Annotated in this window: 13 protein-coding genes and 3 pseudogenes; all 16 read right to left on the bottom strand. The window is 54.4% G+C overall.

Annotation, left to right across the window (positions count from 1 at the left end; genetic code table 11):
• Nucleotides 1-2: 2 nt before the first annotated feature.
• Nucleotides 3-1,361, bottom strand: coding sequence for a hypothetical protein (locus ACQ86N_RS40095; RefSeq protein ID WP_431211925.1), 1,359 nt, complete (start codon nt 1,359-1,361; stop codon nt 3-5).
• Nucleotides 1,362-1,745: 384 nt separating this feature from the next.
• On the bottom strand, nt 1,746-2,690 hold the full coding sequence (locus ACQ86N_RS40090; RefSeq protein ID WP_431211924.1) for an NAD(P)/FAD-dependent oxidoreductase: 945 nt from the start codon (nt 2,688-2,690) through the stop codon (nt 1,746-1,748).
• A 6-nt stretch (nt 2,691-2,696) separates the two neighbouring features.
• On the bottom strand, nt 2,697-2,957 hold the full coding sequence (locus ACQ86N_RS40085; protein WP_431211923.1) for a hypothetical protein: 261 nt from the start codon (nt 2,955-2,957) through the stop codon (nt 2,697-2,699).
• Nucleotides 2,924-3,424: a class I SAM-dependent methyltransferase gene (locus tag ACQ86N_RS40080; protein WP_431211922.1), complete on the bottom strand. Its 501-nt coding sequence runs from the start codon at nt 3,422-3,424 to the stop codon at nt 2,924-2,926. Before ACQ86N_RS40080 ends, ACQ86N_RS40085 begins: the two co-directional genes overlap by 34 nt.
• An 11-nt stretch (nt 3,425-3,435) precedes the next feature.
• A complete protein-coding gene (locus ACQ86N_RS40075; RefSeq protein WP_431211921.1) occupies nt 3,436-4,344 on the bottom strand; it encodes a type III polyketide synthase in 909 nt (302 codons plus the stop codon).
• 353 nt (nt 4,345-4,697) lie between these two features.
• Nucleotides 4,698-5,327, bottom strand: coding sequence for a UbiA family prenyltransferase (locus tag ACQ86N_RS40070; protein ID WP_431211920.1), 630 nt, complete (start codon nt 5,325-5,327; stop codon nt 4,698-4,700).
• Nucleotides 5,328-5,573: 246 nt separating this feature from the next.
• Nucleotides 5,574-5,900 carry a hypothetical protein gene (locus ACQ86N_RS40065; RefSeq protein WP_431211919.1) on the bottom strand — a complete coding sequence of 109 codons (327 nt, stop codon included), beginning with the start codon at nt 5,898-5,900 and terminating at the stop codon, nt 5,574-5,576.
• A complete protein-coding gene (locus tag ACQ86N_RS40060; protein WP_431211918.1) occupies nt 5,894-6,811 on the bottom strand; it encodes a glycosyltransferase family 87 protein in 918 nt (305 codons plus the stop codon). Before ACQ86N_RS40060 ends, ACQ86N_RS40065 begins: the two co-directional genes overlap by 7 nt.
• 5 nt (nt 6,812-6,816) lie before the next feature.
• Nucleotides 6,817-7,625: pseudogene (locus ACQ86N_RS40055) on the bottom strand (chitinase).
• 107 nt (nt 7,626-7,732) lie between these two features.
• Nucleotides 7,733-9,164 (bottom strand): annotated as a pseudogene (locus tag ACQ86N_RS40050) (DEAD/DEAH box helicase).
• Nucleotides 9,165-9,178: 14 nt separating this feature from the next.
• Nucleotides 9,179-9,307: pseudogene (locus ACQ86N_RS40045) on the bottom strand (DEAD/DEAH box helicase); the annotation flags it as partial.
• Between the two features lie 571 nt (nt 9,308-9,878).
• Entirely contained in the window at nt 9,879-10,100 is a 222-nt protein-coding gene (locus ACQ86N_RS40040; RefSeq protein WP_431211917.1) for an HTH domain-containing protein, read from the bottom strand.
• A 194-nt stretch (nt 10,101-10,294) separates the two neighbouring features.
• Nucleotides 10,295-11,581: a pyruvate dehydrogenase complex dihydrolipoamide acetyltransferase gene (locus ACQ86N_RS40035; protein ID WP_431211916.1), complete on the bottom strand. Its 1,287-nt coding sequence runs from the start codon at nt 11,579-11,581 to the stop codon at nt 10,295-10,297.
• The gene (locus tag ACQ86N_RS40030) at nt 11,569-11,973 is read right to left on the bottom strand and encodes a biotin/lipoyl-containing protein (RefSeq protein ID WP_431211915.1); all 405 of its coding nucleotides are present in this window, start codon (nt 11,971-11,973) and stop codon (nt 11,569-11,571) included. Before ACQ86N_RS40030 ends, ACQ86N_RS40035 begins: the two co-directional genes overlap by 13 nt.
• A gap of 61 nt (nt 11,974-12,034) precedes the next feature.
• The gene (locus ACQ86N_RS40025; protein ID WP_431211914.1) at nt 12,035-14,590 is read right to left on the bottom strand and encodes a glycosyltransferase; all 2,556 of its coding nucleotides are present in this window, start codon (nt 14,588-14,590) and stop codon (nt 12,035-12,037) included.
• On the bottom strand, nt 14,560-15,543 hold the full coding sequence (locus ACQ86N_RS40020) for a glycosyl hydrolase family 18 protein (RefSeq protein WP_431211913.1): 984 nt from the start codon (nt 15,541-15,543) through the stop codon (nt 14,560-14,562). Before ACQ86N_RS40020 ends, ACQ86N_RS40025 begins: the two co-directional genes overlap by 31 nt.
• Between the last annotated feature and the right edge of the window lie 258 nt (nt 15,544-15,801).

Genomic DNA, 15,801 nt, shown 5'->3' with positions numbered 1-15,801 from the left:
TTCTAATATTTCGGACAACTATACATCTTATCCTCCTTCTGCCTGAAACCATCTTTTTTCTTGCCCGGCCGTATCACCAGAGCAAGATAGAAACCACCATTCGAAGATTTGGCCTTGGAGAAAACCGTCCCCAGATTATGCACCCCAATAAGCAAAGGCCCCGCCTTCGCAGCGGCCCCAAGCCAAACCTTTCCGTCGGTCGTCACGGTCAGCGGCATATACGCACCCCACCTCTTCGTCTCCCACCGCGGCGTCAGCGCCAGCAGCGTCATCTCTTTGGTAAACAACCGCTTTCCATAGTTGGAGCCGCCCAGATTGAGGGTGAGGTCCCCGTTGATCGAGAAATTGTTCTGAAGAGGCCGGTCGATATTGATCACCAGCCTTGCCGGATTGAATACCGTGAATGTTCCCATGAGCCGGTTGAATGTTCCGGCGATGGTGCCCAGGCTATCGTTGAAGTTGGTAAAACTTCCGGGGCTGTCGAATTTGTTGTTGAGGTCGGCATCCGTCGTGGTTATTTTCGGGTTGGCGAGAAACCTGCTTTGTGTTCCATAGGTATATCTGTTCGCTCCGACGTCGAGCAGGCTGACGCCGATCTTCCAATCGTAGTCAAAATAGTCGTCCTGGTCGTCATAGTTATGTATGGCCTGTGATTTCACCAGGTATTCGACCCCGAAGTCGAAGGCCGCCCCGGCCTGCGTGTGGTCGATAAAGTTTTTGATATTCGTCCCCGTGCCCTGGTCGTCGTGCCAGAAATCGTAGTTCGACGAATACCCATAATGCGCAGTCGCCGAAGCCAGATTGAAGACGGGCGTATCCTGCCGTATCGACTGGGTGACCGAGCCACCCGTCAGCTGCAGGTAGGCGCCGGAAATTCCGCGCATGACCCTGAGCGTAACACCGGCATTCAGTTCGCCGTAGGCGTCGTCCAGAATGGTCCTGCTGTAAGTACCGTATAGTTCGAGCCAGCTGCTCGTGACCATATTGGCTTTATAGGTGGCGTCCGGGTTGATGAGGAAGAACTGGTTCATGTTCTGCAGCGAGTCGGTATAGTTGACGGAGCCAGTTCTCGCCGATAAATACCCGCGGATATTGGCGCCGAAGGATATGGCCTGCGTACGACTCAGGGAAAGCCGGACGTTCAGCAGATGTATATTGTAGTTGAGCGCCGCAAAGCGCTTCAGGTTGCCCCTGGTCCACTCGAATCCGATGGTGTCGGGGTGGGACAAATAGGAATAGTTGGTGAATCGGACCGCATTGGTGCTGTTCTTTATCTGGGTGGAGAACACGGTTATATCCCACGGATATGGCGTGCTCAGGATCGAAGCCGGATTGTTGGCCACCCCCAGGGGATCCCGCAAACGGGGATCCTTCAATAGCATGATAGTCCTGTGCAAGGGTCCCCAACGAAAAAAACAGTAATACCGCTGTCATGCAGTTGCGCATCCGGATAATTTTTTTCTTTCTGCCGTAGGGTCATTATTCAGCGGCAAATATTAAATACAATTGACAGTCAATGGATTTTGGTGGGCTTTCCGGTGGGATACAGGGTAGGAAAAGGAGTTTAAAAGGGTTGGCCGTGCGTCTGCCTGATCAAAAAAGAAACCAGCCTCGGGTATGACTTTAACGAAGATAATAAAAGATTAGTACGTGACTCGCTCACAAACCACTGTTGCAATACCCTTCCCATCCAAAGCCGCCTTCCGAATTGTCTACGCCACCGATCCGTATATTCCTGTTCGAGCTCATACCGGGCGAAGCTGCCCCTGGAGAAAGGCGCCGATGCAGTGAAAAGCGATTTTGCTACCATGTAAGGCCATGCTCATTCCATTGCCTGACAAGGGAGGGATCATTCCGGCTGCATCTCCGATCAGCAAAATATGTCCCTCTACCTGCGTCCTTTTTTCAAAACTGATCTGCGAGATCGTCACCGGCTGCGCAAAAATGGGCTGCACGGACGAGAACAGCTGCTCCAGATGTGGATTTTGGCTCAGTATCCTCTTTTCCATTTCCGGGATGGAATTGTTGCTTATGCGCAGGTTCTCCGTCGTCGTCATGTAGCACAGACAACATTTTCCATCCTCGATATTCGAAATGCCGCAATAGCCGTTGGGGAAATGGTGCAACCCGATGAGGTCGGCCGGGAAATCTCCCTTTACATGATATTTGACACCCACATAATTGTTCAGCCGCTCGGACCTTTTCCGGATGAAACTACGTTGCCACCGTATGTCCAGGTTGCTTCGCTTACCAAAAGTTCCGCAGGCGACGGCCGAATAAAAGGTACCGGCACTTGTCTGGGTCTCGAACTGGGACTGCTGAAAGACGATATCCGTCACTTTTACGCCCTCGAAAAGGTCCACACCCGACGACCGGGCGATATCCGCGAGGGCCGCATCTACCTTGTATCTGCTGATTCCAAAACCGCCCAGCGGAAGCTCGTGCTCCAGCGTCTTGCCATTGGGCGAAGACATCAGCAGCCGGCGGATGATGGGAAGGTTCCAGTCACTGAGGGGTAGGCCCAGATCCTCCAGAAAGTTCCAGCTCTCGAGGCTGATATACTCTCCGCAGACCTTATGCCAGGGATAGGTCTCTTTCTCAAACAGCGCTACGCGATAGCCGGCTTTCGCGAGCTGAATGGAAAGCGCCAGACCCGCGAGCCCACCGCCTGTTATGGTGACGTCGTACATAGTTGATCAGTTGTGCGGTCCTTTCTTTCTCACGACCAGCCACCGGAACGCCCATTTCCACCGCAGCGTGTACCCTCCGATGCCTGCCGCCTGCAATATACGCTGCCATTCGCTTCGGCTGAAACCGCGCAATACAGATAGCGGAGCGTCATTTTTGACCAGATAACTCCCCGAGAACAGCCGCGTCAACAGCCGGATAGAACCCCAGGCCAGCGGATGGCGGTGCAGGTCGTTTATGAACCACCCCGTCCCAGCGTTGCGGTCCATCCACCGGAGCATGCCGGCCAGTTGTTCGTCACTGAAATGGTGGCAGAACAGGGACGAAAAATGATATCGGGCCTGTCGTCCCCGAATTCAACATCCTGGTAGTCCGAGTGTATCCACCGGGCCTCTCCTTCTTTCCATTGCTGCTGCGCGACACTGACACAGTGCTCGTTGCTGTCGATACCGATAGCGTCGACGGTTATGCCCCAGCGCCGGCACCGCCGGCTGAGCACCCGCAGATTGTCCCCTCCTCCGCACCCTATCTCACAGACGCTTATACGTCGTGGCCCGCGCTGCATCCCCGTTATCAACTCCCTCATTCCTTTGACAGTTATCGCATGCCCCCCGAGCAGGGTATTGATAGTGTCCAGCTCCAGCATGTTCCGACGGATATCTTCGAACGGGATATCATCCCGGTCCAGCAATTCCTTTTCATAACTTCGGTGAGAAAAATCGGGTTTACCAGCCATAGTCCTTTACGTTAGTTGGTTTTCCCCAGAAAGGTTTCCATCGTCAGTCCCGGACCGAATGCCGCCCCGAATATACAATTTGGCCGGCGATAGTCCAGCTTGGTAATCATGCGTTTGAGCACGAACAGAATGGTAGGGGAGGACATGTTCCCGTACTGATCCAGCACTGAATAGCTGTCGTCGAGGTGGCCGTTGGTAAAGGAAAGGCTTTTGTAAATGGCCTCCAGTATCTTTTTACCACCTGGGTGTATGCACCAGTGGCTGACCGATTCCCGCTGCATCCCGCTGCTGCGCAGGGCGTTTTCCACCAGGACCCCAAAATCGGCCTGGATCAGCCCCGCCACATATCCTGTCAGCGTCATCTGAAATCCGGTCGAGGACAGGTCCCAGGTCATCTCCCTCTTTCCCTCCGTGATGATCTCCGAATAAAAATGCTGCAGCTGCAGCCCTCCTGCGCCATCGTCGTCGCCGACGACCAGCGCCGCAGCCGATCCGTCGGCGAACAGGAGACTGGACAGCATATTGTCGAGCGTTGCCTGCTGCTGAAAATGCAGCGTACACAGCTCGGTACACACGATCAGGACTCTGGCGCCTGCAGCCCCACGGACAAGGGCATCCGCTAACTTGAGCGCGTGTACCGCCGCGTAACAGCCCATAAAATTTATCGAGGTCCGGAATATCGTCGGAGGGAGACCCAGGAGTTCCACCAGCTCGAGGTCCAGACCCGGTGCGCTCATTCCCGTACAGCTGACCGTGATCAGGTGCGTAACCGATTCGGCCGGGACCTGGGCCTCTTCCAGACAGCGATATACGGCCTCCAGCGAGAGCGGACCCGCGTGCTTCCTGTAGACCTGCATGCGGTCTTCGAGGGTGGGGAAAGGTTCCAGTGTTCTCCGTCGGAGGGTAGAACTCCCATTCACTGGCGGGACGGGAATAGTCCGGTAGGACGGAATACCTGGTATGTATACCGCTATGCTGGTAAAGGAACTTCAACATCCTGTTCTTTTCCTTATCCGGCGCGTAGATCCGCTGCATAAAGGGCAGGATATGTTCCTGCCGGTGCTCATTGGCGGGAACAGCCGTTCCTATTGAAATGATCTTGCTCAAAATAAAGCGGTTGAGTTATATACGTAATTGATTGCTGCAAAGATGAGACCAGCTACCCCACGCCTCCCGGCAACCCGCGGCTTCCGGCAACCCCCACGCCACTCACCAACCCACCGCCTCCGCCGCACTCACAAACCCACCGCCTGCCCGTCACCCACATCCCCCACTAGACGGCCCCCATCACCAGCACAGCGATAAACCCCGCATTCGTGCAGGCCGACGCGATCAGATTCATACGCATTGTGTTGGAATAGCTCGCTTCCCGGGGATCCTTCCAGACCTTCACGGCCCATATCAGAAAGTAAACGACCACAGGGAGCATGCAGGTTGCCAGCACCTGAAATTCTCTTATCTGCAGCGTCAGGAGAAAATAGTGGGCCAGCAGCATAAAAGCGATAGTATACACCACACCCGTGAAAACGAACGTACCCCGATACCCAAGCAGCAGGCTCAACGTCCTCACTCCGTCCTTTCGGTCGGCCTCGTGCTGATATATCTGCGTCAGCGGGTAGAAACCGCCCAGCAATAAAGAGCAGGCGATCATCGCTTCCGCCGGAGCCTGAAGACTTTCCTGGATAGCGGCCGCCACATGGCAACCCTGATAGACCATAAAGAAAACCAGTGCACCCTGACAGCTGACGACGGTGATAAAGCCGATGATCGGATATTTTTTGAGACGGATCCCCCGATAGCTGTAAGCCCGGGAGGCGAGAATGTATAAGGCGAGTCCTGCAACGAAATACACGCCGATCAGCGCACCCAGCACCAGCGCCAGTACGTCCATTCCAAGCGTCACCCAAAATAGCTGCCGGGTTGGCTGCAACGGCTCCCGGAGCCCGCCGATCGGTGTCGTGTCTCCTGTCCATCAGGCTGTTGTAACCGTTACTCGCCGGATATACCAACACGTGCAGAATGACGAAGATCAGCAGCGCCCGGCTCCAGTCGCGATGCACCACCTGCCCCAGCGCAAACCAGTATACAGGCATCAGGAAGAAGGAGAAATGCATTCGCAGCAGCTGTATGGTCGGGGCTTCCAGTCTTTTCATATACTCGCGGATGTGCTTTTTGCAAGGGTCGCCCCGCTAGGGTCGGCAACCCCCAACGGCCGGTACCGCAGCGTAAGCTGCTCGTACAGGATCTTGAACCAGATCACGATCCCCATCACGGCCTTGATGCTGTAAGGACGGACAAAATCATTTCGCACCGGAGCAGGCACCAGATCGGAAACGGACATCGATATCAGGAAGAACGAAACGATCAATAAAATCAGGTTGACCCTGTCCCGTCGCTGCGAGAAATACCAGATGCCGATACCCGCAGTGACGATGACAAAGGTCGGCGACTCGGCCTTGTGGTTGAATATTACCATCCAGATGAGGACGGAGGCGAGGTACAGGAGGCGGAATGTATAGTCCTTTGTACTGGCGGATATGCACCAGCGGCAGCACGAACAATACCACGCCGGCGACGGTGACCACATTCTTCAGGGAAGACAGGTGGAACCAGGTGTCCATGATCCCCATCAGCGATACGCCTATCGACGCCGACCGGTCGTTCAGCAGCAGCGGAGAGCCAGCTGTTATAGAGAAAGCCCAGCTGGTGCGTACTGACCGCTGCAAGGGGCAGCAGGGCAAAGAAGACCATCCAGAAGATCGTCCACGCCGCCAGCCTGAGTTTGCCGGGATAAAAAAGATAAAAAACGAGTGCCAGAATGCCGTAGATTTTTATATAGAACGAGAAAACTATACAAAGGGTTGACCAGGCATATTTCGATCGTTCGGCAAACGCAAACGCCAGCACGATCAGTCCGGCCATCAGTCCGTTGCTCTGGGTATTCTGGATGGAGAGCAGCATCTCCAGCAGAGAGAACAACAGTATCCAGCTTTTCCTTTCGTCGCTGAGGTTCGGCAGGAGGCGGATGCCGAAGAAAAGACAAAGGGAGTTGATCAGGTTCCACAGCAGCAGGCCGATGGAGTCGGGCATCCAGGAAAGGATTCCAAAACAAAGTGCGAACGCCGGACTGTATTTATAAAGGTCCCAGTGTTCGGCCGGGAAAAGTTGATAGATATCCTTTCCCTGAACGAGATGGTAGAACGAAAGTTTGAAGATGCGGAAATTATTGTAGCGGAGATAGGCGGGGCCTTCCGGCAGAAAAGTTTTTAGTCCGCCGAAGATATCCTGTGCCGTTGCTATTACGGCGATCAGGATATATGCGATCAGGACGATCGGAACGTTTTTGGAGCGCCGGGACTGACCGGGCTTGGAGGTGAAAATGTTCATAATTGTTAGTTGCCATAAGGAGCCATACCGGTGCAGTCACAGTCTTTTTCGACAGGCACCTGAAGAAGTCCGGAAAAATATTTGTAGAAGCCGATGCGGTCTTCGCGGTTCGCTTTTATTTCCGGGTTCTGACTTCTGCATTCGACGCCTCCGTTGATGACGTTGATCGTCATTCCAAAGCCGGCCTTCCGGCCCAGTCTGGCGTCTTCGGCGTCGGGCTGCCACTTGCCGCATACCACATCGTGACACGAAGGCTTTGGCTTTTGCGCCCTCATCCAGAACCAGATGGCCGTGCGGAAGGCGATACTGCCGTCGTGGCTTACCAGTTCGGGTTTTGCAAGAAGGGGTAGGTGGAGCTCGTCGCCGGCAAGGCCGTAATTATAGGCGTAGCTCAGCTGCAGCGGTCCGCGGCCATGGTAGGATTTGCCCGGAGCCGGTTTATAGGCGCTGGTTCCCCCCGTATTGTAAACTGTACACCGGCCCGTGAGACAGGCCTGCTCATCCGTATAATAGAGCCCCCAGGCATAGGGACCTCCTTTTGCGCCGACCCCGCCGTTGGTCGTCTCGTGTGCGGCGTGCGCAAAAAAGCCGCCAGCTCCCTCCGGCGTGTCGTCGGATCGCCTTCACCGGCGAAAAGGGGGAAGCTGGCAGCCGCCTTTATAAATGCGTCGTAGCTGTATAATGGGTGATGGTGCGGAAAGAACTGTTCATATAACTCCCTCGAAAGAAGAGCCGATATATCCGTCCGTTCGGTCTGGGCCGTGGTCCGCCCCGCCGAAAGCCATCCGATAAGCAGTAGGAGGTAAATTTTCATCCGTCGATTTACTGCTAATCTAGGTAAATTCTACCACATGGACGATCCCCCGGCCGGCAGCCTTACCGTTTTTCACCGGTCTGCCTCACCCTTCTTCCCGGTCCACTTTACCATTTTTCGTCACCCGCGCTCTGGTTGACCTGGAACGGTAAACTTCCGTCGTCGCTGGGTTTTTCGATCTTTTTCGGTGCGGGAGAGGGCATCATTCCTGGATTCGGTCTAACCCGCTGGGGTTGATCCGGGCGTTTCCTCTCGGGCATCGGCTTTTTCGCTTCCTGACCACCGCCTTCGTTCTGGTTAACGGTATTATTCTGTCTCTCCGCATTGTTCTGTCTCTCCTCTTTCTTACGTGGTACTCCTGCTCCCTGGCCCTGCTGCTGCTGATTGCTCCGCGGTTCGCGGCCCCTGCCCTGGTTCTGCTGATTCCTTCCTCTGTTGTTGTTGTTCCGGTCGTTCTGACGTCCTCTGTCTCCAGACCTGCCGCCATTGCCGCCGGAGCCACCCGCGTTACCGCTGAAGGCCGCCGCATTGCCCGAGCCCGCAGCCATGACCGGTGCGCCGGACAGGGAACCCTGCATAGCATGGGGATGGTCTTCCACCACCGGTATCGGCTTCGCGATGAGCTTCTGGATATCGCGGAGAAATTCTCTTTCTTCTTCGTCGCAGAAGGACAGCGCGGTGCCGTTAGCGCCTGCCCTGCCGGTGCGGCCTATACGATGAACATAGGTCTCCGGTACGTTGGGGAGCTCGAAGTTGATGACATGCGTCAGCTTCGTCGATGTCGATGCCGCGCGCGGCGATATCCGTTGCAACGAGGATCCTCGTCTGCCTGCTCTTGAAGTTGAGTAGCGCGCGCTGACGGGCGTTCTGCGACTTGTTGCCATGAATCGCTTCGGCGCGGATCCCGGCCCTTACCAGCCCCTGGGCGACCTTGTCGGCGCCGTGCTTGGTGCGCGTAAAGACCAGAGCCGTTGGGATGGCCGTCGTTTTCAGAATATGCAGAAGAAGGGATTTTTTATCCTTCTTTTCGACGAAATAAATGGACTGCTGTATCGTCTCGGCAGTGGAGGATACGGGCGTAACTTCCACCTTGGACGGGTTGACCAGGATCGAATCCGCCAGTTTTTGTATCTCCGGAGGCATGGTCGCGGAGAAGAACAGCGAGTGCCTCTTCGGAGGCAGCTTGGTCAGGACCTTGCGGACGTCATGGATAAAACCCATGTCCAGCATCCGGTCCGCTTCATCCAGTACGAAGTACTTGATATCGCGAAGGCTGATATATTTTTGGTCGATAAGGTCGAGCAGCCGGCCAGGGTCGCTACGAGTATATCGGTGCCGCGCTGAAGAGCGTGTACCTGTGGCTGTTGGGGTACGCCGCCGAAGATGACCAGATGCTTCATACCGGTGAATCTGCCGTAGGCAGCGAGACGAGTCGCCGATCTGAATGGCCAGCTCACGGGTAGGGGTAAGTACCAGCGCACTGATAGGACGTGTGCCCCCTGCCTGGTCTCCGCCGTAATGCCCGCCGCGTCTTCGCACAGCAGCTGAAGAATAGGAAGAGCGAATGCCGCGGTCTTCCCTGTTCCTGTCTGGGCGCAGCCCAGAAGATCTTTTCTTTCGAGTAAAAGAGGTATAGCCTGTTGTTGTATGGGTGTAGGGGTGGTATATCCCTCATTGTCCAATGCTTTTAACAAAGGCTCAATTAGATTGAGATGTTGAAATGACAAAGTGATAACTATTTAATTTGAAAAAGGCCCATCTACTCAACAATATCCTTCGGGCGTTATACAGAAGGTTGTCACGAAAGTGATTAGAAAGGAATATATAACAGATGCAAAGGTAGGAAAATTTTGTTTAAATAATAGTTGCGGACAAGATTGTTGATAGTCAATGAGTTGCGCAATAGAAAATATTTTTTAAAAATATTTGCGGTTTAATTAGGCCGCAATCAAAAAGCATCTTATATTTGTTCTGTCAACGATGATGATGTACGAAAAAGACCAGCAGGTGATTCAAGCCTGCGACAGCCGGGACGAGTAGCCGCAACCGACTGATTTTATCCTGATCTATTTAATTGTAATCTGGCGCCCTTCGGGGCTTTCCAATACGTCTTTTTAGTTTCAAGTTTGGTTGGAACAGCAAGGACACAGTTCTTGAAGGACTTCTATTTCTATAGAGGATCTAAAAGGATAAGGTTTAAAGGGCCCCCTCATTTCTATGAGGGGGCTTATTTTTGCCTGTAGAGTAACTGTCCTATTGGAAGCTGATATGGAACTGTCCGTCGACCTCATAATAGTAGGAATGGTCCTGCCGGGAAAACCTGATCGGCGCCCCCAATTCCTTCAACACCTTCAGGTATTCATAGAGGCTTCGTTCTGAAATTCCCAGTTTTCGGGCAAATTCGGGCGGAGAACCTGTACCCTTTGAACGAATCAACTGGTCCAGGCGGAGGAGAAGGTTGAGATACTGCTTCATAACGGTATATTAATCGCTACGCCAGAAGCCTTAACAGTTAGCCGCGGGGATGGCCCCGTCAGGTGATTTGGTGACTAAATATGATGACAGCTAAAAATACAGCAGTCCGATAACTGGCCCAATAAAACTTAAGCCCGGTAAGAGATAACACTCATACCGGGCCTTCGTACTTCTATTATGCAGGAGATCAATTCTTAGATCATCATACGGAGAGGCTCTTCCAGATAGCCCTTCACCGTCTGAAGGAACGCAGAACCCGAAGCCCCGTCTACAACACGGTGGTCACAGCTGAGAGTCAGCTTCATCACATTGCCGGGAACAATAGCGCCATTCTTCACCACCGGCACCTGCTGGATCGCACTGACGGCAAGGATACAGGCGTCAGGCGGATTGATGATCGCCGTGAACTCATCCACACCGAACATCCCCATATTGGAAATAGTGAACGTGCTTCCTTCCCAGTCGGCAGGCTGCAATTTCTTCGCCTTCGCCCTCTGCGCCAGATCTTTTACCTCCGTAGCGATCTGCGAAAGACTCTTGAGGTCCGCAAACCTCACCACCGGCACCAGCAGACCATCCTCGATAGCAACGGCAACGCCGATGTTTACATGGTGGTTGATCCGGATCTTGTCCCCTAGCCAGCTGCTATTGATAGCAGGATGCTGCTTCAGGGAGATGGCCACAGCCTTCAGCACGATATCGTTGAAGGATATTTTTACAGGAGATACTTCATTCATTCTTGCCCTGCTTTCCACGGCCTTGTCCATATCGATCGCCATCGTCACATAAAAATGAGGGGCCGTAAACTTACTTTCGGCCAGCCTCTTGGCGATAACCTTCCGCATCTGCGAGACCGGTACTTCGTCATAGCTGACCTGTCCGATACTGGCAGGTATAGCCGCAGGTTTCCCGCCCGTCGCCGGCTGGGCCGCAGCCGCTGGCGCCGCCTTGCCGGGAACATAACTATCCACGTCTTTCTTTATGATACGGCCATTGTCTCCGCTGCCCGGTACCTGGGTGATATCGATGCCTTTTTCAGCCGCCAGCTTTTTTGCCAGCGGGGAAGCCTTGATACGACCGTCCGCACTGACCGAAAGCCCGGAATGAACGGGCTCGGCCGCTGCCGCCTGGGCAGGCTGCCTGCTGGCTGCTGCAGGCGCGGCCGTTGCTGCGGAGGCTGCCGGACCGCCCAATGCTACGCCCTGACTCGCCGCAGCTTTTATCTTTTCAAGGTCGACCTTTTTCTCGTCCCCGATCACCGCCAGCAAAGAGTTGACGGCAATCTTCTCGCCCTTCTGAGCGCCTGCATATAACAGTTTGCCTTCCTTATAGCTTTCCAGCTCCATCGTCGCCTTGTCGGTCTCGATGTCAGCCAGGATATCTCCTTTTTTTACCATGTCTCCGACCTTTTTATGCCAGTCGGCAATGACGCCTTCGGTCATGGTATCACTGAGACGGGGCATGAGGATCACTTCTTCCATTTTGGAGAGGTCAAGCCCCCCGCCGCTGGGGCAGCCGCTGCCGCGGGCGCCGGTGACGCTGCCGCCGGTGACGGAGCTGCTGCTGCGGGTGCCGGGGCTGCCGCAGGTGCTGCGGCCGGTGCGCCGCCCTTGACCAGAGCAGAAATATCTTCCCCGGGTGCGCCGATTATCGCCAGCAGCTCATCCACCTGGATCTTGCCGCCTTTTTCAGTACCCGTATATAATAAGGTGCCGTCTTTATAACTTTCGAGGTCCATCGTAGCCTTATCCGTTTCTACTTCTGCCAGCAACTCCCCTTTTTTGACGGTATCCCCCACCTTCTTATGCCATGCGGCGATCACTCCTTCTGTCATCGTATCGCTCAACCGGGGCATTTTTATAATTTCAGCCATAGCGCGTTATCTTATTTAGGTCAAATGAAATTGAGCCGTGAAATTAATACAAAATGAGGAATTAAACCGTTTTTACGTTGCCGGTCCGCTTCAGCACACCCCAGTGTTGCAATTCGCCTTTGAAAGCCCGGCGCACAGCCCTGAAGAGCACCAGCCAGGTAAGCCAGCGCCAGATCAGTCGTTGGGGGATCAGCCAGACCAGCCGGCTCATCTTCTCCTTTTCGAAACTGAAGGCCAGCAGACCTACCGCAAGATCCACCAGCATGAAAACGAGATAGTAACCCCCGATCTTCGACGCATTCCCCGTGAGAAGGCCCACGATCATGAAAAAGTCGGCCAGAGGGATGACAAAAGGTATGATATATTGAAAGATCAGGACGTTTGGCAGCGCGGCCCAGCCCAGCCAGCGGTATTTCCAGTTCATCAGGGCGTCCCGGTTCTTCCAGAACGTCTGCATCACACCGTAGCTCCACCGGAAACGTTGTTTGAAGAACTGTTTCAGCGTCTCCGGAGCCTCCGTCATCGCAATCGCGCGGTTGTCGTTCTCGATGCTATATCCGCACCGGAGTATCCGGATCGTGAGATCGCAGTCTTCCGCCAGCGTATCCGTGGTAAATCCGCCCGCTTCCCCGATCGCCTTTTTGCGGAAGGCGCCGATAGCCCCGGGCACCACAGTGATGGCATTCAGCCAGGCAAAAGCCTTGCGGTCGAAGTTCTGGCTGCTGATATATTCTATGGCCTGCCAGCGGGTCATCAGGTTCACCTGGTTGCCGACCTTTACATTGCCGGCGACGGCTCCCACTTTTGCAGCAGGCTGTCCTTTCTTTCCGTCGGCGCGGTTTTCGTTGAAATGTTCCATCAGCAGGCTGACGGCGTCCGGTTTCAGTTTCGTATCCGCGTCGATACAGATCACGAACTCCGCGTCCGAATGACTGATGCCGAAATTCAGGGCAGAGGCCTTGCCGCCATTGGGTTTCGTCAGCACCTTTACCTTGGGATTGCCGGCGAATGCCCTGCTTACCCTTTCATAGGTCTGGTCGACGCTGCCGTCATTGATGAAGATGATCTCGTAATTGGGATAGTCTCCGTTCAGCAGACTCTCCACCGAGCTGACGGCGTTGACCTCTTCGTTATAGGCCGGTACGATGATGCTCACCAGCGGCGCGTCGCTTCCGTCCGGCAGCCAGAAAGGCGTCAGCGCATATTTCTTCTCCCGGAAATGCTCTTTGGTAGCGATAACGGCGATAAACAGCACCCGGCTCACAGACAGCACCATGAATACGACGAACATCGAGAACAGAATATGACCACTCCAGTAGCCGAGTTCGGCAAAATAGTAGTTGATCTGCAGCAGATAGTACCCGCTGCCCTTGGGTACCGGCGGCATGATATCGTCCTTTGTCTTGCCCAGATAGTCTGCTACAGTAGTGAACTGGAACCCCCGCTTCTGAAAATATTCGATGATCCGGGGCAGGGCTTCTACGGTAGCCGACCGGTCCTCTCCGCCTGCATCGTGAAGGAGAATGATATTGCCGCCGAGACCAGCTTTTGTCATCTCGTCCTTGCGCCGGATTACGCGGTCGACGATACTGTCAGCCGGTGTGCCGGGTTCCCAGTCCAGCGGGTCGATGGATTCCCCGATATCGAGGTAGTTCTTTTTCCGGGCGATGGCCACGGGTATCAGTTCTTCCCATTTCTCCGGCTCGAAGTCCGCGTTGTAGGGCGCACGGAACATGATCGTCGACCTGCCGGTGATACACTCGATCAGCAGTCTCGTCGACTCCATCTCGAGGATGGCCCGCCGCTGGCTGACCTTCGCAATATTGGGATGCGTGAAAGTATGATTGCCTATCTCGTGACCTTCCTTGAACTCCCGTTTGACGATGGGTATATTATTCTCGGCGTTGATGCCGACCACGAAGAAGGTGGCGGGGACATGGTACTTGCTGAGAATGTCCAGTATTTTGGGCGTATAGCTGGGGTCGGGGCCGTCGTCAAAGGTCAGGATCATCTTAGTCGAGTCCGCGGTACCATATTTCCGGGCTACGAATCGGGATGGGAGACTGTCATAGCTCTCTTCGCTGATGAGCATCTCCCCCGTATTGACCTCCGGCGTGATCCGTCCGTTGGTGGGCGTGGCGATGACGTCGAGCACCTCGCCCGAGCCCTCGTAGTCCACGAAGTCGGCATTGGTCATGGCGTCCACCTTGCTGAACTCGGCGAAATTGAAATGACCCATCTTTGACTTCTGCATGTCCTCGTCATAGAAGTACCACATTCTGGGGTCTTCGTCACCCAGTCGCCAGAGCGCCGTTCCGGCAAGTCCGTATTCGGTGGCGAAACGCAGCGCATTGAAGGTCGTTGCGGCGTCGGTGAACTGCACCTGGTGGCGGACGCCGTCGTCGTCGTCATAGTCGTAGTGAAGATTGTACGAGTCGTCGTCGAAATCGATCTTCGCCTCCTGGTCCTTGGCCGTGTACAGGGCCTGCTGATAACTCACCGTTCGCGAAGACATCTCCTTACCCAGTCGCCAGTCATAGCCATAACCCGCGAGACAGAGGATCAGCTTTTGCAGGGGGATATTCTTTACGGCGTCGTCGACCGCCCCTCTATCCATTTCTGGTGGGCGATAGGACCGGGACCCGAAGCGTCCGAGAACTGGTCATAGGCCATCAGAAAGATATAGTCGTTGTATTTCGACAGCTGCTTGAAGTCATAGTCCTCGTTGAAGGGAATGACGTCCTGGGTGACCAGCAAATGCCGCTGGTGCAGGTGCTCATACAGGTCTTTCTGGAAAGAAACCAGCTTTTCGTTGTTCTTTTCTTCCAGCTCCTCGAAGTCGACGTTCACGCCGACGAAATTGTTCTTTTCCAGAATACGGGTCACGTCGTCGATCAGCCGCTGTTTCTTTACGGGGTCATTGATGATGCGGTGGACGGCGTCACCCCTGAATACTTCCTTGAAATTGTTGGAGAGGATAGGGAGGACCTTTACGCCGGATTTCTTCATCACGTTCCACGCCCTGGCATCGATATCCGTGAACACAGTATCGGCGTTGGGGTCGATAAAGATCCATTCGGGGATCACCAGGTTCATCTTGTCGATGTACTGCTGCAGCGAGAGAAAGGACTGGGCGTCCCAGTCCACATAGAACCCCGCGCGTATGCCGGCGGGGAATTTGTTGAACGAACGGAAATTGGTATCGACATTTTTGGCGCGAAGCGCGGCCAGCGAATCCCGCCGTGCCTGGCCGGGAAAGGCGCCAGCCTTATAGGGTACCTTTTCGTTGATGTATTTCCGGAAGCCCCCGTATTGCTCAATGAGCGTGTTTTTGAACAGAAATGATTTATTGGTATCCAGCACCTTTTTGTACAGCTGACTCTGCTCATTCAGCCTGGGCAGGGCAGGGGTATAGTTGCGGGAAATAGCGACATAAAAGATAACTACCCCCAGCACCAGGATGAGGAATACGATCCGGCCACCCCATTTGAACCTCTGCCAGCGCCCTGGCGAGTTGGTCTGAAAAATCTGCCGTTTTGAAGAAGGAGCCTGTGTCGAGTTACCTGTCATAGATGCAAATTGGCAAAATTCCCGCCAATAAGGGATATGTCAACAATCACCGGTTCGTTTTAACTGGATTTTATGGCGACCCCAAGGAAGGCGCCCATCTTCGATCATCCAATTCAGCCGCGGCCGGTCAGTAATCGAGGCCCACCGCAGCCGGTCAGTAATCCAGGCCCACCCCAGTCGCTCAATAATCCAGATCCACCGCAGCCGCTCAATAATCCAGATCCACCGCAGCCGGTCAATTTTCTGGTTTCCCGAAAA

The organism is Puia sp. P3, from assembly GCF_050632245.1.
Classification (GTDB): domain Bacteria; phylum Bacteroidota; class Bacteroidia; order Chitinophagales; family Chitinophagaceae; genus Puia.
Note: the sequence above shows the minus strand (reverse complement) of the source record. Positions and strands in the feature narration are given on the sequence as shown.